We start from the raw sequence: 17,565 nt of genomic DNA on the forward strand, positions 1-17,565 counted from the left end.
TCGTGCGGGTTTTTTTGGTAAGACGCGCCAGACTGTTCCTCCGGCGCCACAGTTGAGCCCTAGGGCCGCCGCAGATGCAAACGCTCCGTTAATGTTGTTGTCATCGTGAACCTGTCAGAATCGCGCTAAGGGCTGTCGTTCTGTCGCAGGATCTCTGGAGCTTTTGATGTTTTCGGTGTTCGTTCTCTCCGAGACCTCCCTCAAGAAGGCGGTTGTCGAGGATCTCACAGCGCTGCCGGAGAACGCAGTCTGGATCGACCTCGTCAACCCCTCGGCTGCCGAGGACAAGGCGGTCGAGCGGCTGGCGGGCATCGCCATCCCGACCCGGGAAGACATGCAGGAGATCGAGATCTCCAGTCGCCTCTATATGGAGAACGGCGCGCGCTACATGACCGCGACGCTGATGTGCCACTCCGATACCGACATGCCCCGGACCACCGCGGTGACCTTCATCCTTGGCGACCACCGCCTGGTGACGGTCCGCTACGACCTGCCCAAGCCCTTTGCGCTGGTCGAGGCCAAGCTCGCCCGCTCCTGCACGCCCTCGATCACCGGCGAGATGGTGCTGATGGAGCTCCTGGACGCCGTGATCGACCGCTGCGCCGACATTCTGGAGCGCTGCGGCGCGGAGATCGACCAGGTCTCCCACGAGATCTTCGAGCCGGAGAGCGAGCGCCACGGCCACGCCAAGCGATATTCCCAGATTCTGATCTCGATCGGCCGCAAGGGCGACTTGACCTCGAAGGTTCGCGAGAGCCTGGTGTCGATCGGCCGCGTCGTGACGTTCCTGTCCGCCGTGGTCGAGGGCGTGAAGTGGTCGAAGGACATGCGCGAGCAGCTCAAGACCATGCAGCGCGACGTCGCCTCGCTGACCGATCACGCCTCCTATCTCTCCAGCAAGATCACCTTCGTGCTCGACGCCATGCTCGGCGTCGTCAATCTCGAGCAGAACAACATCATCAAGCTGTTTTCGGTCATGGCCGTTGTCCTGATGCCGCCGACCCTGATCGCCTCGATCTACGGCATGAACTTCAAGGTGATGCCGGAACTCGAATGGGTGCACGGCTATCCGATGGCGCTGGTGATGATGCTGATCGCCGCCATCGTCCCCTACTGGATCTTCAAGTGGAAGAAGTGGCTGTAGGATCGTGCGCGAGCAAAGATACCTACCGAGACCTTACGCCGCTCGCATAGACACGATGAATCGTGTCGCAGAATCGATCGGGATTGCGGCGACGCGGTGACGCGTGTGTCATGCCGCAATTCCTCCGGTAAAATTTGAGCGGTGGGCTGAACGTTTGCGCGAAACTTGTCTGCGATAAGCAGGGCGTAGCCGCGAGGAACAGCCATGGTTGAGAAACACATAACGTCGCCCCGCAACGTCATCGATCTGGCGAACTACCGTCAGGTTCTGGCGAGCGGCAAGGCGCCGTCGATGTCGGCACGCATGTGCCGGCACTGTGGTGCTCCGCTGCTCGATGGTGAGAACGACGACGACTGCTCGACTGCATTCAGCACGGCCGCTCCGCGGCCGCGCGAGCGGTCACGTCGGATTCGACTCGATTGAGGAACGGAAGGTAAGGGCGATCCAGGTCTTGCGGCGGCGTTGTCTGGATCGCCTTGCTTCCCTGAGCGGCCATTTCCACTTCCGTCATTGCGAGGAGCCACCCGGTCCCGCCTCCGGCGGGCCGGATGACAGGCTCCGCGACGAAGCAATCCAGACTGTCTTTGCGGAGACAGTCTGGATTGCTTCGCTTTCGCTCGCAATGACAGTGCCCGCCTACACGTGCTGGCCGCCGTTGATGTGGATCTCGGCGCCGTTGACGTAGGAGCTGGTGTCCGTGCACAGCACGTAGATGATCTTTGCCACTTCGTCGGGCGTGCCGAGGCGGTGCATCGGGATCTGCTGCTCGACGATCTTCTCGGTGCCCGGCGACAGGATCGAGGTGTCGATCTCGCCCGGGGCGATCGCGTTGACGCGGACGCCGATGCGGCCGAAGTCGGAGGCCATCTCGCGTGTCAGCGCTGCGAGCGCGGCCTTCGAGGTGGCGTAGGCTGCGCCTGCGAAGGGGTGCACGCGCGAGCCCGCGATCGATGTGACGTTCACGACCGACCCCTTGGCGGCCTTCAATTCCTCGATCAGCCCCCGCGCCATCATGATCGGCGCGAAAAAGTTGACATGGAAGACGTGGGTCCAGGTATCGAGGTCGGTGTCGACCGAGCCCAACCGCGAGCCGCCGGCGCCCTTCGGCGAGATCGCGGCGTTGTTGACCAGCGCATGCAGCGTGCCGCCCTCGAGCCGGTTGCGGATCTCCGAGATCGCGCGCGCGGTGTCCTTGGGATCGCCGAGGTCGACCTGGATGTGGTCCTCCGGCCCTGCGTCCCAGGGGCAGTCCTCCGGGAAAGGATGCCGCGAGCAGGTGATGACGCGCCAGCCCGCCGAGGAGAAACGGATCACGGTGGCGTGGCCGATGCCGCGGCTGGCTCCGGTCAGGAGCAGCGTACGGCGCGGCGCATTGGACGAATGCGGCATGGACATCTTTCAGGTCGGCCCAAAGCTTACGGATACATTCGCGTCTTGGACCACGGTTGGCCGGCCGCGTCACGGCGAAATTCAATGCGGTCGTGCAGGCGGAACGGGCGGTCGTGCCAGAACTCGATCCGCACCGGCGTGATGCGCCAGCCGCTCCAGCCCGGCGGCCGCGGCACTTCGCCGATGACGTATTTGGCCGCGACCTTGGCGATGGCCTGCTCGAACGCGAACCGGCTCTCCAGCTCTTGCGATTGCTTGCTCGCCCAGGCGCCGATCTGGGCCTGCTTCGGCCGCGTCGCGAAATAGGCGTCGGCCTCCGCGTCGGTCACCGGCGTCACGTTGCCGCGGATGCGCACCTGACGGCGCAGCGACTTCCAGTGAAAAAGTAACGCTGCCTTAGGATTTGCGGCGAGTTCGCGGCCCTTCTGGCTGGCGATGTGGCTGTAGAAGACGAAACCCTCGGTATCGAAGCCCTTCATCAGCACCATGCGCACATCAGGCAGCCCGTCGGGATCGACCGTTGCGAGCGCCATGGCGTTCGGATCGTTCGGCTCGCTCTTGACCGCTTCGTTCAGCCAGGCCTCGAACAACGCAAATGGCTCGTCGGCGGCGGTGAAATCACCGGATGTTAAGGGTGTCTGGTGTTTCATCGAGGTCGTGTCGGTCATGTCCGGAGTCCGAGTTGCGTCCCGCGGCCCAAAACGCGTTGTTGTCCGCTACCGCCCTATATAGGGCATGGGGACGCGTTGGCCTATCGGCGATCCGGCCGTCCGGCTTCGTCGTGACGATGATTCTGATCGGGCTTGGTGCCGGCGGCTGCAGCTTTTCCCGCAACGACGGCAGCGCCTATGCCAAGGCCGAGGACAGCGACCTCACCGGCTCGATCGCGCGGCCGGCGAAGGACGCTCCCCCGACCGAGACCGATCTCGCCTTCACCCGCAACGCCGCCTCTGACGTCCTCAGCAAGGGCGACAAGGATTCCAGCCAGCATTGGGAGAATCCGGAGACAGGGGCGCGCGGCTCGGTGACGCCCATCGCCCAGTCCTATGCCGCCGAGGACGGGCGCAAATGCCGCGACTTCCTGGCGAGCTACGTCAACGGCAATACCGAAAGCTGGCTCCAGGGCGCCGGCTGCCAAAGCGGTCGTGGCCGTTGGAAGATTCATACGCTAAAGCCGTGGCGGAGCTGAGCATGATCCGGAAACGTGGGAACCGGTTTTCCGATCAGACCATGCTCCAAAGATAGAGCTTCAGCTCGCGTTCCTAGTTGCAAAAATGCCACTCTCTTCCCACATCACCCGCAGGTGGGGCGGGGAGCCCTTTGAACAATTCGATTTCTTGAAGGAGACGTGACGAATGCGCGACCCCTATGAGGTCTTGGGGGTGCCGCGGAGCGCCAGCGCTGCCGCGATCAAAAGCGCCTATCGCAAGCTGGCCAAGAAGCACCATCCTGACAGCAACAAGGGTGATCCGAAGGCTGCCGAACGCTTCGCCGAGATCAACTCGGCCAACGAGATCCTCGGCGACGAGGACAAGCGCAAGCAGTTTGACCGGGGCGAGATCGACGCCGAGGGCAAGCCGCGCTTCCAGGGTTTTCCGGGCGGCGGCGGTCCTCGCGGCCGCGCGGGCCCAGGCGGGTTCGAAAGCTATACGTTCCGAAGCGGCGGTGCGGGCGGCCCGGGCGGCGGTGCGTTCGAGGACATCCTCAACAGCATGTTCGGCGGCGGGATGCGCGGCGCACGGCCCGGAGCCGGCGGCGGCGCCCAGTTCGAGTTCGACACTGGCGGCATCGGGCTCGATCTCGACGTCAACGTCGCCATGAGCGTCTCGCTGGAAGAGGCGGTCAAGGGCGGCGAGAAGCGTGTGCGGCTGCCGACTGGCAAGGAGCTCAACGTCAAGATTCCGGCCGGGGTCACCGAGGGCCAGCAGATCAGGCTGCGGGGGCAGGGAGAAAGTGCGCAGGGCCATCCGCCCGGCGATCTCCTGATCACCATCAACATTGCACCGCACCCGTTCTTCAAGGTCGAGGGCGCAGACCTCAGGATCGACCTGCCGGTCACGCTCTACGAGGCGGTGCTCGGCGGCAGGGTCCGCGTGCCGACCCTCGGCAATGCCGTGGAGCTCTCGGTCCCCAAGAACACGTCCAGCGGCCGGACCTTCCGCCTCAAGGGCAAGGGCCTGCCGAAAGCCGGCGGAACCGGGGATCTCTTCGTCATCATCAGGATTATGCTACCGGACGGGAACGACGCCGAGCTTGAAGCATTGATGGAGAAGTGGCGGGACCAACACCCCTACAATCCACGTAGCGGTGTCGGTTAGGGCGAGAGCGAACTGAAGGGGTTCTCCTAAAGGACCACGGCATCGTCCTGGAGATGATGCCCATCATACGCCTGAGGCGTGGTAGCGCTTCATGGTCTCGACGTGTCGGCTGTCCGGCGGGGCAGCCGATAAAAAGGTGCGGCCTCGAGAGGGGGACCAGCGCGGTACCAAAAACCCCAATCGAGGCCGCCCGCGTCGATCGGCGGATCGAACGCCACTCATAATCGCGTGAGCACCCGGTGCGATAATGAGACGTGTCGATGTCCTGATTCCAAATTTTCGATGACGGAATCTGGGCACTGGCCTTGCGCGGTTGTCTAGGTGCCGTTTTTCTCTGCTTGGTCGTAGACGGCCTGCGCCACCTTGGTCAGCCGCTCGCGATCGCTGCTGCCGCTGACGACGTAGCCGACGCCGCGCTCGGACCAGAATAACGCGCCGTCCTTGTCCGTCTTGGCGTAGCGCATTTGCGTTGCACCATTCTCGGTCTTGGCGCTGTAGATCGTGTACCGCTCGCCCGAGGCGCCCTCGTACATCAGGAACGACGCCGGACCGTTCGGTCCCGGTAGCAGCCGGCCGCCGACCAGCTTCAGCCCGCTCGCCTCCAGGTTCGGCGCGAACACGGTCCAGCCGCAGCGCCGGGTCAGCCAGGCCTGCAAGTGATCGCGCTCGTTGCCGCCGACCTCAACGGGGTGGCGGACCTCGACGACATAGAGGCGGTGGGCGTCGAGTGCGTCCGCCGTAAAGCTCCGGAAGGTCGAGGGCGCGTTGGCGGCGCCATGCGCCACCCAGCCGGCGGTGCCGCCGGCGACGAAGGCGACCAGCACGGCCGCGGCGGCGCCGTAAAACCATTGCCGCGGGCGGCGCTCCAGCCTCTCGAGCTCGAGCCGTGCGGGCACCCGTTCATGGGCAATCGAATCGTAACGCGCGTGCAGCATCTCGGCCATGGTCCGCCACGACTGCACCCGCTCGGCGTCCTCGGGGTGGGCGGCAAGAAAGGCCTCGACGTCGGCGCGTCGCTCGGCCGGCAACTCGCCGTCGACATAGGCGTGCAGTTCGTCCTCGGTTACTGGAATCTTGCGGTCGTTCATATCGGTCGTCTCTGGCTCTGCGGCCCAAAATGTCTTCTGCGAGTTAGCTTCGCGCAGCTCACTATCCGGCTGCGGGCGGAGATCGTTCGATGCATCGACCCGGCCATCATTTCACCCGCCTGAGCGTCGTACGCTCGCCCTCCAGCGAGGCTTTGACGTGGGCTCTTGCGCGCGCCAGGCGCGACATTACGGTGCCGATCGGCACGCCCTGGATGTCGGCAACCTCGCGGTAGCTCATGCCTTCCAGCATCACCAGCAGCAGCACCGAACGTTGCTCCTCGACGAGGGTGGTCAGCGCCTTCTCGATGTCGCGTCCTTCGGCCTCGGTCCCGCTGGCATCGGGGTTGTTGTCCGTCAGCGGCATGAATTGCGGCCGCCTTGCCAGCGAGCGCCGCCGGTTCTTGTTGAGGTTGGTCAGGATCGTATAGAGCCAGCTCCTGACGTCGCCTCCGAGAAACAGCCGCTCCGAACGCAGCGCGCGTACCAACGTATCCTGGACCAGATCGTCGGCCGCATCCGCATCGCGTGTGAGCGCGCGGGCGTAGCGGCGCAACGCCGGGATCATGGCTTCCACACTCTGGCGAAACGCACTCATTGCGGTCCTGACATCCCTGGCGTTCGACGCGCGCCTATAGCGATCATAACACCCAAGCGGAACGGCTATTCCGGCACTCGAAACAGCGTTAATGCTGCGGATTAGGGCTGTACCGCGAGGGAGGGCTGGTGTACCTCCAGACCTCAACGAGAGTTCGACGGGACGTGCAAAAATGGCGCAGAATTCGGGTCTGATGCAAGGAAAGCGCGGGGTCATCCTCGGCGTCGCCAACAACCGCTCGATCGCCTGGGGAATCGCCAAGGCATGCCACGCCGCTGGCGCCGAGCTCGCCTTCACCTATCAGGGCGATGCGCTGAAGAAGCGCGTCGAGCCGCTCGCCGCCGAGATCGGCGGCCTCGTGCTCGGCCATTGCGACGTCACCGATGCCGCGACCATCGATGCCGTCTTCGCTGTGCTGAAGGAGAAATGGGGCAAGATCGACTTCCTCGTGCATGCGATCGCCTATGGCGAGCAGCTCGACGGCCGCTACGTCGACACCACGCAGGAGAATTTTTCGAAGTCGATGCTGATCTCCTGCTATTCGTTCACGGCGGTGGCGCAGCGCGCCGAGAAGCTGATGACGGATGGCGGCTCGCTGATCACGCTCTCCTATTACGGCGCCGAGAAGTGGATGCCGCACTACAACGTCATGGGCGTGGCCAAGGCGGCGCTGGAAGCCAGCGTGCGCTATCTCGCTGCCGATCTCGGCGAGAAGAACATTCGCGTCAACGCGATCTCGGCAGGTCCCATCAAGACGCTGGCGGCGTCCGGCATCGGCGACTTCCGCTATATCCTGAAGTGGAACGAGACCAACGCGCCGATGCGGCGCAACGTGTCCACCGAAGACGTCGGCGGCAGCGCGCTGTATTTCCTTTCCGACCTCTCGCGCGGCGTCACCGGCGAGGTGCACCACGTCGATTCCGGCTATCACGTGCTCGGCATGAAGCGGCCGGATGCGCCTGATATCTCGCTTGGCGGGAAGGACTAGCCTCTAACTGAAATGCCCAAGCCTACGATCTACTATCTTCGCCACGGCGAGACTGAGTGGAATGCGCTCGGCAGGCTTCAGGGCACCAGGGACATTCCGCTGAACGCGCGCGGCTGCAGCCAGGCCGTGCAGGCCGGCGGCATTCTCGCCGAACTGTTCAAGCGCGACGGACGCGACAAGGCCGCGCTGGCTTACGTGTCGAGCCCGCTCGGCCGTGCGCGCCAGACCATGGAGCTCGCGCGCGGCAAGCTCGAATTGCCGCCTGCCGATTACGCGCTCGACGATCGTCTGCGCGAGATCGGCTACGGCACCTGGGAGGGGCTGACGCTGGCCGAGAGTGAGGCGAGGGATCCGGACATCTATGCAAGGCGCCTCGCCGACAAATGGACCGTGGGGCCTGCGGGCGGGGAGACCTACGCCGACGTGCAGATCCGCGTGCGCACCTGGTACGACCAGCTCCTGTCCGACACCGTCGCAGTGGCCCATGGCGGGACCTGCCGAGCTCTGATGGTGGCCTTGGGCCTCGAGACGCCCGCCAGCGCCGCCGAGCTCTATATCGAGCAGGGCGCCGTCTACGTGTTCCGCGACGGGCGGTTGGAGAAGTTTAGTTAGCCCGGAGCGCTGCCTCGCCCCCGCCGTCATGCCCGGGCTTGTCCCGGGCATCCACGGACTTTCGTGCTCGCAGCCACCAAGAACGTGGATGGCCGGGACAAGCCCGGCCATGAAGGCTTCGCCGATATTTGACCCCTATTTCAGGGCGAGTTAAGTCAGCATTGACTTACGAACCCGCGAGCAGCGATGTCCTTCAACACTTTCGGCCACATGTTCCGCGTCACCACCTTCGGCGAGAGCCATGGGGTGGCGATCGGCTGCGTGGTTGACGGCTGCCCGCCGATGATCCCGCTCACCGAGGCCGACATCCAGCGGGATCTCGACCGGCGCCGTCCCGGCCAGTCGCGCTTCACCACCCAGCGCCAGGAGCCGGACCAGGTGAAGATCCTGTCCGGCGTGATGGCCCATCCCGAGACCGGCGTTCAGGTGACGACGGGCACGCCGATCGGCCTTCTGATCGAGAACACCGACCAGCGCTCGAAGGATTATTCCGAGATCAAGGACAAGTTTCGTCCCGGTCATGCCGACTTCACCTATGAGGCGAAGTACGGCCTGCGCGATTATCGCGGCGGCGGGCGCTCCTCGGCGCGCGAGACCGCGATGCGCGTTGCCGCAGGCGCCATCGCGCGGAAAGTGCTGCCGGATGTGAAGGTGCGAGGCGCCCTGGTGCAGATCGGCCCGCACAAGATCGATCGCGACAAGTGGGACTGGGACGAGGTCGCCAAGAATCCGTTCTTCTGTCCCGACAAGGACAAGGCCGCGTTCTTCGAGACCTATCTCGATGGCATCCGCAAAAGCGGCTCCTCGATCGGCGCCGTGATCGAGGTCGTCGCCGAGGGCGTGCCGGCAGGTCTCGGCGCGCCGATCTACGCCAAGCTCGATTCCGATCTGGCGGGCGCGATGATGACCATCAACGCGGTGAAGGGCGTCGAGATCGGCGCCGGTTTTGGCGCGGCGGAACTGACGGGCGAACAGAACGCCGACGAGATGCGCTCCGGCAATGACGGCACGCGCTTCCTCTCCAACCACGCCGGCGGCGTGCTGGGCGGTATCTCCACCGGGCAGCCGGTGGTGGTGCGTTTCGCGGTGAAGCCGACCTCGTCGATCCTGCAGCCGCGTCTCACCGTCGATCGGCAAGGCACCGAGACCGAGATCTTCACCAAGGGCCGCCACGATCCCTGCGTCGGCATCCGCGCCGTCCCCGTCGGCGAGGCCATGATGGCCTGCGTGCTGGCCGATCACTTCCTGCGCGATCGCGGACAGGTCGGGCGTTGAACTCGCGGTACTAGTCCACCGCGCAGCTTGACGGCCCCGCAACTTCGTCCGCAAATGCGGCCATGAACAGCTCCGAGCTTCAGCGCATCACCAACTGGCTGATCGATGGCACTTGGGCGGCTCAGGAGCCGGCCGTAGGGATTGCCGATTTCTGTGATCGTCTGGTCGCGGCCGGCCTGCCGCTGTGGCGGTTCGGCATCTTCATCCGCACGCTGCATCCCGAAGTTTTCGGCCGCAACTTCATCTGGCGGCAGGGCGAGGGAGTAGAAATCGGCAGCGTCGATTTTGAGATCCTGGACACGCCCCAATTCGCCCACAGCCCGCTTCGCGTGGTTTTCGAGCAGGGCATCGAGGTCAGGGGCCGCGCAGGCGACCCCGACAGCAAGCGATTTCCGTTCCTCGAGGACATGCACGCCGAAGGCGCGACCGATTATATCGCGGTGCCGGTGCCTTTTCTCGACGGCTCCATTCACGCGACGAGCTGGATCACGCGGCAGCCCGGCGGCTTCAGCGACGACGACATCGCAGCCATCCGAGCTCTCATAGCGCCTCTCGCACGCATCAGCGAGATCATCACTATGCGCCGCACCGCCGAGATGCTGCTCGACACCTATGTCGGTAATCGCGCCGGCGCGCGCATCCTCGGCGGCCAGATCCGCCGCGGTCACAACGACACCATGCAGGCGGCGATCTGGCTGTCGGACCTGCGCGGCTTCACCGCGCTGTCGGACCGGCTGCCGCCCGAGACGGTTGTCCAGATCCTCAATCATTATTTCGACTGCCAAGTCACGGCGATCCGAGACCATGGCGGCGAGGTGCTGAAGTTCATGGGCGACGGCCTGCTCGCCGTGTTCCCGATCGACGAATATGTCGGCGATGCCGCTCATGTCTGCGCGCAGGTGCTGGAGGCGGCGCGCGACTCGCGCGCCAGCGTCGAGGCGCTCGCCTTTCCGGTGGGCGAGGCCGTCGAGCGCTTCCGCTTCGGCGTCGCGCTGCATGTCGGAAACATCCTTTACGGCAATATCGGCGGCGGCAACCGCCTCGACTTCACCTGCATCGGCCCGGCGGTCAATCTCGCGGCAAGGCTGGAGAAGATCACGGGGCGCCTGGGGCGGACCGTCGTCGCCTCGGAAGGTTTTGCCAATGTCTGCCGCCATGATTGGCACCAGCTCGGCGAGTTTCCGATCGCAGGATTTTCCAAGGCGCAGCGCGTCTACGGGCTGGCGGAGGAGACGACGGTGGTGATGGCGTGATGTGCACTGAGCTGAAGGACATTCATCGTCGCAGGATGAAGCCTATTCCTCCGGCTCTGTCGTGAACAATAGCGGATAGCCCTTGGCGCGGCCGGCGTCGGTGGCGCGCGTTGCCTTGGTTTCGGCGACGTCCTTGGTGAATACGGCCACCACGCAGGCGCCCAGCTTGTGCGCGGTGATCATCACCTTGTAGGCCTGATCCTCGGTCATGCGGAATTCGGCCTTCAGCACGATGGTGACGAATTCACGCGGCGTGTAGTCGTCGTTGATCAGGATGACCTTGTGGAGCTTCGGCCGCTCGACCTTGGTCCTGGTCCTGGTTTTCGGTTTGGTGACGGTGTCGTTCATCGTGTCCCGAAACGCCCTGGCTCGAATGAGCCACCAGCCAACACATCATACCGCAGGAGCGGGGAGCGCTCCAAGATATGCGGCCGCTCGCCACTATGCCGTCGCGGCTGGGCAGGAATGCACGACTTGCGCCTGCGTGAGTTACGGAAGTGCGCGAACGAGCTGTAATGCGGCGATCAGAGCGCCCACCGACAGCACGACCGATGCAATCATGTAGGCGGCAGATGCCCATGTCTGGCCGCGCTCGATCAGATACCAGGCATCCAGCGAGAACGTCGAGAACGTCGTGTACCCGCCACAAATTCCGACCGTCAGAAAGATCCGCGCGGCCTGCGGCAGGTTCCATTTGGTCGCGAACAGTGCGGTAAAAATGCCGATCAGGAACGATCCGGTGACGTTGACGATCAGCGTGCCCCACGGAAAATCCGTACCGAACGCGCGGCCCGACCCGATCGCAACGAGATAGCGTATGACCGCGCCGAGCGCTCCGCCGCCGGCGACGGCGAGGATGTATTGAATGTTCAATGTCTCGTTCCCCACTTCGCCATTTGCTTCACTTGCCCTCCGTGGCCAGACCTTTGCCGACGGCGAGCAGCCCCACCAGCGAAACCAGCGCGAATCCAAGCCCGGCAAGAAACGTTCCCGCCGGTCCATAGGCGTCCCACAGCGCACCCGCGATCACGCTCGCAGCCAGCAAGGCAATCCCGGTGAACAGGTTGAAATAGCCGAAGGCGGTGCCGCGCAGGCTTGGCGGGGCGGCATCGGCGACCATGGCCGAGAGCAGGCCCTGCGTCAGTCCCATATGGAGTCCCCACAGCACGACTCCGAGCGCGAGGCCCGCAAGGCTCGGGAGCAGCGCCAGCGCGAGGTCGGCCGCGGCGAGGAAGACCAGGCCGAGCGCGAGCAGGCCGGTCCGGTTGATCCGGTCCGACAGCACGCCGGCCGGATAGGCCGACAGTGCATAGGCGACGTTCATCAGCACCAGTACAGCCGGCACCCACATCACGTCGAGCCCGATGTTCTGTGCGCGCAAGATTAGGAAGGCCTCGCTGAAGCGCGCGAGCGTGAACACGACGCCCACGGCGACGACGCGCCAATAGACCGCTCCGAGCTGGCGCATTGCGGCGAGATTGAGCGGATTTTCCGCACGTTTCCGGCTCGGATCGGGCTCCGGCTCCTTCACCGCGAACGCGATCAGCCCGAAGGACAGGAAGGCCGGCAGCACCGCCACCCAGAACACGAGGGTAAAATTGTCGGCCGTCCACCACATCAGGCCGATGGCCACGAGCGGCCCGACGAAGGCGCCGATCGTGTCGAGCGATTGCCGCAGGCCAAAGCTCGCGCCGCGCAGGCCGACCGGGGCGATATCGGCGATCAGCGCATCGCGCGGCGCGCCGCGAATGCCCTTGCCGACTCGATCGATGAAGCGCGCCGCTACCAGCCATCCCACGCTGGGCGCGAGCGGGAACAGCGGCTTGGTGAAGGCGGCCAGCCCATAGCCGAGCGCGGCGAGCAGTTTGCGGCGGCCGAGCCAGTCCGACAGCGCACCGGAGAAGATCTTGGTGATCGAGGCGGTCGCCTCGGCAATGCCCTCGATGAAGCCGACGGTGAGGGTGGAGGCGCCGAGCACGGTGACGAGATAGACCGGCAGCAGCGCGTGGATCATCTCGGAGGAGATGTCCATGAACATCGAGACAAAGCCGAGCACCCAGATCCCTCTGGGCAGTGTGGTACGTACGGCATTCGGTGTCGTCATCGTCACGTCTTCGTGGTCCCCTCGCATTCGCCTGCCGGCCGCCAGCAGGCAACAAAAAACCCGCCATCGGCGGGTGTGTCCATGCTCCCGCCAAAGGCAGAGGCCCAAGATTGCCTCTCCTCGAGCAGGAGTCATCAGCCCATGAGGTCATCGATCGCCGGGCGGTTGTCGGGGGACTCCATCCCCATCTGCGACCAACCTAGCATGGAAATCGTGCCGGACAAGTGGGCGGGGTCGCGTGCCTCCGCCGGCAGCTGGATTCCGGGCCCTCGCTTCGCGAGTCCCGGAACGACGGCTCTTGAGATCGCCCCTGTTCCCGACGCAAGCGCGGCAACATGGCGGCAGACTTGCGTAACGTGTGAATTCCTAACTCGAATGTGAAGCACAAGCGATCTTCGGCCTTTGCGGCAAGCCGATTGCATGTCACCATCGCGTCATACGACGGGAGACTGCGATGCGTTTGCTGTTCTCGATCGGGGCTGTGCTGGTGGCCGGCATGTTCGCCGGAGGGGACGTCGCGGGCATCGCGGCACCAGGACCCAAATTCGAATCGCCCAGAACTCAACCGCAGCGGCTTGCGGCCGACAAGGACGCGCAGAGCGTCGATGTCGAGCTGATCCTCGCGGTCGACGTGTCCTACTCGATGGACATGGACGAGCTCGCGATCCAGCGCGAGGGCTATGCACAGGCGATCCAGTCGAAGGAGTTCCTGCAGGCGCTGAAGCTCGGCCCGAACGGCCGCATCGCAGTGACCTATTTCGAGTGGGCCGCCTCCAGCGACCAGAAGATCATCATTCCCTGGCGGCTGATCGATGGTCCGGAGACGGCGGACGCGGTTGCCGCCGAGATCATGAAGACGCCGATCCGGCGCGCTTCGCGCACCTCGATTTCAGGCGCGATCAACTTCGCGATGCCGCTGTTCGACGAGGATCCCTATCGCGGCCTGCGCCGTGTCATCGACATTTCCGGCGACGGTCCGAACAACAATGGCGGCCCGGTCACGATGGCGCGTGACGCCGCGCTGGAGAAAGGCATCGTCATCAACGGCCTGCCGATCATGGTCAAGGAGCCGTCCTATTCGACCATGGATATCGACAATCTCGATCTTTATTACGAGGACTGCGTCATCGGAGGGCCGGGGTCCTTCGTCATCACGATCAAGGAGCGCGACAAGTTCAAGGAAGCGATCCGCACCAAGCTGCTGATGGAAGTCGCCGGCCGCACCCCGGAGCGGCCCGTGATGCCGGTTGCCGACAAGGAGCCGCGCGTCAATTGCCTCATCGGCGAGAAGATCTGGTCCGATCGCTGGGGGCGGTGAGGGGGCGGTTTTTTCCGGCGGCATCACGCCCGCCAGTTCCGGCTGAGACCTTTTGCCCGCCCGGCCAACGCGCGCGCTTAACGGCTCGTTAACGGGTGCGTGGCCCTAATCGCATCGTTACTGTTCGTTCCCGCCGGCATCCTGACCTGCCCAAGCGAGCGAAAGCGGGTTTGTCAGGCCCGTCCGAGCAATCCAATGGCCATCGTCACATCGAGCACCAGCCAGATTTCGCCCGCCAACGAGCGGCTGTATCGCCAGAGCGCTCTGCTCGGTGACTGGAAGGGCAATTGGGTGGGCAACAACCAGCCCGTCGGCTTCAAGGTCGTCAACATCCGCGGCGCCCGGGCGCAGGTCGAGTACACCTACAACGGACGCACCGAGCGCGGCTTCGGCGAGGTTCAGGGCACGCTCATCACCTTCGGCGGGGTTACGGTCGGCACCAAGGACGGCAAGAACATGGTGATGCTGTTCTCGTTCGGGGGCGTCGGCAAGCAGACCGCAAATCTGCAAAAGCAGGACCCGCCGGCGTCCGACAGCCGCCTGATGGGAAGCTGGGGCGGCTATTCCAGCGAGAACGGCAAGAGCGCGAGCTTCAAGGTGCTGTCGGTCAATGGCAAGGAGGCCGAGGTCAGCGTCACCACCGACGGCGTCACCCGCAAGGGCACCGGCTTGGTCTACAAGAACGTCATCATGTTCGGACAGACGCAGATCGCGACCGACGACGGGCAGAACGGCAAGATCATCTACCAGGTCGGCACCAAATCCTTCATGGTGCCGGTGACGAAATATCCGCCGGCGGATTCGTCGTCTTCGGTCGACAAGACCGCATAACCCTTTACGGCGCTGTTCCGCCGGGGTGAGCCAGCGCCTTCAATTCTCGGTCGACCTGCCGCAGCATTGCGCAGGCCTGCGCGAAACCGCCATCAGCGACAAGTAGCCAGATTTCGTCGGCCTGCTCCACCAGGTGTGGAATCGTCAGCGGCAGGCCGGCTGCCTCCTGCAGCGCCCCCTTCTCGTTGATCAGATAGCGTTCGTTCAGCGCGAAGAGTACCTGCGCGACGCAGGCGAGCGACCTGTAGAGGCATCCCGCGACATGGGTCCTTTCGTTGCGTGCGGCCGCGAGCTCGGCATTTTCGATGCTGAACAGGACTTCCCATTGGAAGCGCCGGATCAGGGCGCTGCGCAGTGGCTCCGGATAGGGAAGCGCGATCGACTTGAGCCGGGCGATCATTCCGTGCGGATCGTGCAGCGGCTGACAATATGCGATCTCGCCCATCCAGATGGTTGAGCAGAAGCCGTGCGGATGGCCGGGCTGGTAGTCCATGGTGACCGCGCCGGCGCCGCAGGATTCCATGACGGCCTCGACCGCGTCGGCGTCGCGGTAGAGCAGGTCGACCTTGCGGCCTTCCACCGAAAGCCAGGCGCCGCCGACGACCCACGGGCCCCATTCACCGACGGGTGTCACCGTCGTGGCGGCGGGATCGTCCGCGATCGTCTTCGCGGCGGCCAGCAACCGTCCGGTGTCCAGCGCTGACTTGAAATAGAGTCCGATATCGTAGTCCGAGGCCGCGTGCGCGCGGCCCCGCGCGCGAGAGCCGCCGAGCACGACAGCTTGAACGCCAGGTACATCGGCAAGAACGGATGTCAGGCGGGTGAGCAGCGGATCGTCCGGCATCAGGTGCGGTTCCCCGAAAGACCTGTGGCCGCGAGGGCCGGCGCGGTCACTCCGCTGGCATTGATGATGGTCGAGGAGTATAGTTTTAGGGGCTTTTAGACGGTAGCCAGAATGTTCGACCTTGCACGCTCATGCGCTCTTGCAGCTCTCGCCGTGTTCTGCCTCGGCGGAGCGCCGGTTCACGCGCAAGTGGCGCCGCTGCGATATTGGATTCCCGGCGGGCCTTTCGGCCTTGGCGGCGCTGCCGGCCTGAGCTCCGACAGCTATGGCAACTTTGCGGGCTTCAACGCCGGAGAGGCCGATTGGCGTACGAGCTCTGCGAACGGCTTCTTCATCGGTCGCGAACGCGGCAATCTCGGATTGAGCGGCTTTAACCAGGCGGGCTCGCTCGGCAATTTCAGCGCGCTTTCTTATGACAGCACGCAATTCGGCTATCAGATGAAGACCGGCGGCGGCATGCCCGTCACCTTTTTCGCCGGCTTCGACACGCTGAAATACGGCAACGGCATCGGCAGCTCGCTGGCGCCGCTCACCTCCACCGCCGCGCCCGGCTATGGCGGGTTTGCGGGTGTCGAATTCAAGCCGACCTCAAATCTCAGCCTGTCGTTCGGCGTCGGCTACACCCAGCAGGATTCGGGCCGCATGGACAGCGATATCAGATCGAACATGCTGCCCGGCGAATCGCCGGCGCTGAGCGGCCTTCGGCGCTAAGATCGCATCACCAGCTCCGGTGGACGCCGCAGCGATTTCGGCAGGCTTGGGCCGATGCCGAAGCGCATCACGATGTCGGGGCGTCGTTCGCCGAGGCCGAGCCGGGTCGCGAATTGCTGCCTCAGTGCTGCGACCTCGACCGGCTGGTTGACGAAGGAATATTTCAGTCCCAGTGCGGTCGCCTGCAAGCCGAAGCGCTGGCAGGCGCGGCCGACCGCGATCCAGTGCGAGGTGTCGCTGCGATCGGCAGCAAGCACGACGACACCGGCCGAGCTGTCGAGCTGCTCGCGATATTTCTTGTTTTCTCCGCTTTCGGTGAAGAACAGCTTCAGAAGCGGCCGGGCTATCCAGGACGGCAGCGCAGGATTTCCCGATGCGGGCGCGAACAACCCGTCCATGGTCGCGACCGCCTCTGCCTCGTTGAAGCGGATCCAGTCGACGAGCTCGCGCATGAAGGCCTTGTCGCGCATCTGCGCCGAATTGCCTTCGAGCACATAGTCGGCGACCTCAGCCATTCCGGCACGCTCGGTGATCAGGATCGCAGCGGCGCCGGGTTGCCGGCAGGCGTTCTCGAGCTGGCGCAGGATCTCGGGCGCGGCTTGCTAGCCGGCGAAGGCCGCGCGGGTGCATTGCCTGACGGGAATTGCATCGGCCAGGGCCGATGCGGCAGGAGCGGCCTCGTCGAGCGTGATCACGATGCGATCGCCGTCGACGACCGGATCGGCGCGCCAGCCCAGCGTGGCCGCGGCGAGGATGAGGTTTTCGGCGGCACAGCCGAGACTGACGAAGAGATGATGATCGTCGGGATCGACGGCCGGACAGCGCCGCGCGACGTCAGGCGCAATCGTGATGACATTGCCGCGGACGGCGAAGATCCACGGCTGGGTGTTGTGGCTGTTGGCCGCAAGCGTCGCAAACCGGACGAGCTCGCGATCCCTGGGCGCTGCTCGCAGCGGAGCCCGTGACGCGTTGATGGCCTCGTCATAGGTCATCGCCGCCAGCGCGGCGGAAGGGCTGCCGATCGCTGCCGCAGAAAGCCCGAGCGCGGTCGTGATGAATTGTCGCCGGTTGGCCACGGACTTCCGCTCCACACCC

21 protein-coding genes and 1 riboswitch are annotated in these 17,565 nt (G+C 64.6%); of the genes, 11 read left to right on the forward strand and 10 right to left on the reverse strand.

Going from position 1 to position 17,565, the window contains the following annotated elements:
* The first annotated feature begins 166 nt into the window (after positions 1-166).
* Positions 167-1,144 (forward strand): magnesium transporter CorA family protein, encoded by a 978-nt coding sequence (locus tag I6F12_RS02295; RefSeq protein WP_036004038.1) that lies wholly within the window; start codon positions 167-169, stop codon positions 1,142-1,144.
* A gap of 204 nt (positions 1,145-1,348) precedes the next feature.
* Entirely contained in the window at positions 1,349-1,567 is a 219-nt protein-coding gene (locus I6F12_RS02300) for a hypothetical protein (protein ID WP_035696491.1), read from the forward strand.
* Positions 1,568-1,780: 213 nt separating this feature from the next.
* Here I6F12_RS02300 and I6F12_RS02305 read toward each other — a convergent pair whose 3' ends face one another.
* Both I6F12_RS02305 and pdxH read right to left on the reverse strand, forming a co-directional pair.
* The gene (locus I6F12_RS02305) at positions 1,781-2,533 is read right to left on the reverse strand and encodes an SDR family oxidoreductase (protein WP_036004050.1); all 753 of its coding nucleotides are present in this window, start codon (positions 2,531-2,533) and stop codon (positions 1,781-1,783) included.
* 26 nt (positions 2,534-2,559) lie between these two features.
* Positions 2,560-3,201, reverse strand: a complete 642-nt coding sequence (gene pdxH, locus I6F12_RS02310; RefSeq protein ID WP_036004041.1) for a pyridoxamine 5'-phosphate oxidase — start codon at positions 3,199-3,201, stop codon at positions 2,560-2,562.
* Between the two features lie 119 nt (positions 3,202-3,320).
* Here pdxH and I6F12_RS02315 point away from each other — a divergent pair, with 119 nt between their 5' ends.
* Positions 3,321-3,722: an RT0821/Lpp0805 family surface protein gene (locus tag I6F12_RS02315; protein ID WP_345944158.1), complete on the forward strand. Its 402-nt coding sequence runs from the start codon at positions 3,321-3,323 to the stop codon at positions 3,720-3,722.
* Positions 3,723-3,888: 166 nt separating this feature from the next.
* Positions 3,889-4,851 (forward strand): J domain-containing protein, encoded by a 963-nt coding sequence (locus I6F12_RS02320; RefSeq protein ID WP_225112631.1) that lies wholly within the window; start codon positions 3,889-3,891, stop codon positions 4,849-4,851.
* 317 nt (positions 4,852-5,168) lie between these two features.
* Here the strand turns inward: I6F12_RS02320 and I6F12_RS02325 are convergent, their stop codons facing one another.
* On the reverse strand, positions 5,169-5,939 hold the full coding sequence (locus tag I6F12_RS02325) for an anti-sigma factor (RefSeq protein ID WP_036004055.1): 771 nt from the start codon (positions 5,937-5,939) through the stop codon (positions 5,169-5,171).
* A gap of 106 nt (positions 5,940-6,045) precedes the next feature.
* The gene (locus I6F12_RS02330) at positions 6,046-6,534 is read right to left on the reverse strand and encodes an RNA polymerase sigma factor (protein WP_225155412.1); all 489 of its coding nucleotides are present in this window, start codon (positions 6,532-6,534) and stop codon (positions 6,046-6,048) included.
* Between the two features lie 172 nt (positions 6,535-6,706).
* On the opposite strand from I6F12_RS02330, the gene fabI reads away from it, so the two are divergent.
* From fabI to I6F12_RS02350, 4 genes are all read left to right on the forward strand, one after another.
* Positions 6,707-7,522: an enoyl-ACP reductase FabI gene (fabI, locus tag I6F12_RS02335; RefSeq protein ID WP_018648668.1), complete on the forward strand. Its 816-nt coding sequence runs from the start codon at positions 6,707-6,709 to the stop codon at positions 7,520-7,522.
* A gap of 12 nt (positions 7,523-7,534) precedes the next feature.
* Entirely contained in the window at positions 7,535-8,134 is a 600-nt protein-coding gene (locus tag I6F12_RS02340; protein WP_225139687.1) for a histidine phosphatase family protein, read from the forward strand.
* 186 nt (positions 8,135-8,320) lie between these two features.
* A complete protein-coding gene (gene aroC / locus I6F12_RS02345) occupies positions 8,321-9,409 on the forward strand; it encodes a chorismate synthase (protein WP_225127554.1) in 1,089 nt (362 codons plus the stop codon).
* A 62-nt stretch (positions 9,410-9,471) separates the two neighbouring features.
* Positions 9,472-10,662, forward strand: coding sequence for an adenylate/guanylate cyclase domain-containing protein (locus I6F12_RS02350; RefSeq protein WP_225155413.1), 1,191 nt, complete (start codon positions 9,472-9,474; stop codon positions 10,660-10,662).
* 42 nt (positions 10,663-10,704) lie between these two features.
* Here I6F12_RS02350 and clpS read toward each other — a convergent pair whose 3' ends face one another.
* From clpS to I6F12_RS02365, 3 genes are all read right to left on the reverse strand, one after another.
* On the reverse strand, positions 10,705-11,010 hold the full coding sequence (clpS, locus tag I6F12_RS02355) for an ATP-dependent Clp protease adapter ClpS (protein WP_225155414.1): 306 nt from the start codon (positions 11,008-11,010) through the stop codon (positions 10,705-10,707).
* Between the two features lie 141 nt (positions 11,011-11,151).
* Positions 11,152-11,535: a fluoride efflux transporter CrcB gene (gene crcB, locus I6F12_RS02360; protein WP_036004076.1), complete on the reverse strand. Its 384-nt coding sequence runs from the start codon at positions 11,533-11,535 to the stop codon at positions 11,152-11,154.
* Between the two features lie 28 nt (positions 11,536-11,563).
* Entirely contained in the window at positions 11,564-12,766 is a 1,203-nt protein-coding gene (locus I6F12_RS02365; RefSeq protein ID WP_225112632.1) for an MFS transporter, read from the reverse strand.
* Positions 12,767-12,884: 118 nt separating this feature from the next.
* Positions 12,885-12,961, reverse strand: a riboswitch (Fluoride riboswitch).
* Positions 12,962-13,220: 259 nt separating this feature from the next.
* Here I6F12_RS02365 and I6F12_RS02370 point away from each other — a divergent pair.
* Together I6F12_RS02370 and I6F12_RS02375 are read left to right on the forward strand one after the other, a co-directional pair.
* Positions 13,221-14,084: a DUF1194 domain-containing protein gene (locus tag I6F12_RS02370; RefSeq protein ID WP_109144622.1), complete on the forward strand. Its 864-nt coding sequence runs from the start codon at positions 13,221-13,223 to the stop codon at positions 14,082-14,084.
* A 195-nt stretch (positions 14,085-14,279) separates the two neighbouring features.
* Positions 14,280-14,915, forward strand: coding sequence for a hypothetical protein (locus tag I6F12_RS02375; protein WP_225155415.1), 636 nt, complete (start codon positions 14,280-14,282; stop codon positions 14,913-14,915).
* 4 nt (positions 14,916-14,919) lie between these two features.
* Here I6F12_RS02375 and I6F12_RS02380 read toward each other — a convergent pair whose 3' ends face one another.
* Positions 14,920-15,759, reverse strand: coding sequence for a nucleotidyltransferase domain-containing protein (locus I6F12_RS02380; RefSeq protein WP_225155416.1), 840 nt, complete (start codon positions 15,757-15,759; stop codon positions 14,920-14,922).
* Between the two features lie 111 nt (positions 15,760-15,870).
* On the opposite strand from I6F12_RS02380, the gene I6F12_RS02385 reads away from it, so the two are divergent.
* The gene (locus tag I6F12_RS02385; RefSeq protein ID WP_036004093.1) at positions 15,871-16,470 is read left to right on the forward strand and encodes a hypothetical protein; all 600 of its coding nucleotides are present in this window, start codon (positions 15,871-15,873) and stop codon (positions 16,468-16,470) included.
* Here the strand turns inward: I6F12_RS02385 and I6F12_RS37440 are convergent.
* Both I6F12_RS37440 and I6F12_RS37445 read right to left on the reverse strand, forming a co-directional pair.
* On the reverse strand, positions 16,467-16,985 hold the full coding sequence (locus I6F12_RS37440; RefSeq protein ID WP_345944155.1) for a hypothetical protein: 519 nt from the start codon (positions 16,983-16,985) through the stop codon (positions 16,467-16,469). The genes I6F12_RS02385 and I6F12_RS37440 overlap by 4 nt on opposite strands.
* Before the next feature lie 87 nt (positions 16,986-17,072).
* Positions 17,073-17,546 carry a hypothetical protein gene (locus I6F12_RS37445; protein WP_345944154.1) on the reverse strand — a complete coding sequence of 158 codons (474 nt, stop codon included), beginning with the start codon at positions 17,544-17,546 and terminating at the stop codon, positions 17,073-17,075.
* Positions 17,547-17,565 lie beyond the last annotated feature (19 nt).

This window comes from Bradyrhizobium sp. IC4059 (assembly GCF_020193615.1).
Taxonomy (GTDB): domain Bacteria; phylum Pseudomonadota; class Alphaproteobacteria; order Rhizobiales; family Xanthobacteraceae; genus Bradyrhizobium; species Bradyrhizobium yuanmingense.

Coding starts and splice junctions, on each gene's coding strand:
- I6F12_RS02295 (WP_036004038.1), top strand. CDS start 167: ATGTTTTCGGTGTTCGTTCTCTCCGAGACCTCCCTCAAGAAGGCGGTT.
- I6F12_RS02300 (WP_035696491.1), top strand. CDS start 1,349: ATGGTTGAGAAACACATAACGTCGCCCCGCAACGTCATCGATCTGGCG.
- I6F12_RS02305 (WP_036004050.1), bottom strand. CDS start 2,533: ATGCCGCATTCGTCCAATGCGCCGCGCCGTACGCTGCTCCTGACCGGA.
- pdxH (WP_036004041.1), bottom strand. CDS start 3,201: ATGACCGACACGACCTCGATGAAACACCAGACACCCTTAACATCCGGT.
- I6F12_RS02315 (WP_345944158.1), top strand. CDS start 3,321: ATGATTCTGATCGGGCTTGGTGCCGGCGGCTGCAGCTTTTCCCGCAAC.
- I6F12_RS02320 (WP_225112631.1), top strand. CDS start 3,889: ATGCGCGACCCCTATGAGGTCTTGGGGGTGCCGCGGAGCGCCAGCGCT.
- I6F12_RS02325 (WP_036004055.1), bottom strand. CDS start 5,939: ATGAACGACCGCAAGATTCCAGTAACCGAGGACGAACTGCACGCCTAT.
- I6F12_RS02330 (WP_225155412.1), bottom strand. CDS start 6,534: ATGAGTGCGTTTCGCCAGAGTGTGGAAGCCATGATCCCGGCGTTGCGC.
- fabI (WP_018648668.1), top strand. CDS start 6,707: ATGGCGCAGAATTCGGGTCTGATGCAAGGAAAGCGCGGGGTCATCCTC.
- I6F12_RS02340 (WP_225139687.1), top strand. CDS start 7,535: ATGCCCAAGCCTACGATCTACTATCTTCGCCACGGCGAGACTGAGTGG.
- aroC (WP_225127554.1), top strand. CDS start 8,321: ATGTCCTTCAACACTTTCGGCCACATGTTCCGCGTCACCACCTTCGGC.
- I6F12_RS02350 (WP_225155413.1), top strand. CDS start 9,472: ATGAACAGCTCCGAGCTTCAGCGCATCACCAACTGGCTGATCGATGGC.
- clpS (WP_225155414.1), bottom strand. CDS start 11,010: ATGAACGACACCGTCACCAAACCGAAAACCAGGACCAGGACCAAGGTC.
- I6F12_RS02365 (WP_225112632.1), bottom strand. CDS start 12,766: ATGACGACACCGAATGCCGTACGTACCACACTGCCCAGAGGGATCTGG.
- I6F12_RS02370 (WP_109144622.1), top strand. CDS start 13,221: ATGCGTTTGCTGTTCTCGATCGGGGCTGTGCTGGTGGCCGGCATGTTC.
- I6F12_RS02375 (WP_225155415.1), top strand. CDS start 14,280: ATGGCCATCGTCACATCGAGCACCAGCCAGATTTCGCCCGCCAACGAG.
- I6F12_RS02380 (WP_225155416.1), bottom strand. CDS start 15,759: ATGCCGGACGATCCGCTGCTCACCCGCCTGACATCCGTTCTTGCCGAT.
- I6F12_RS02385 (WP_036004093.1), top strand. CDS start 15,871: ATGTTCGACCTTGCACGCTCATGCGCTCTTGCAGCTCTCGCCGTGTTC.
- I6F12_RS37440 (WP_345944155.1), bottom strand. CDS start 16,985: ATGGCTGAGGTCGCCGACTATGTGCTCGAAGGCAATTCGGCGCAGATG.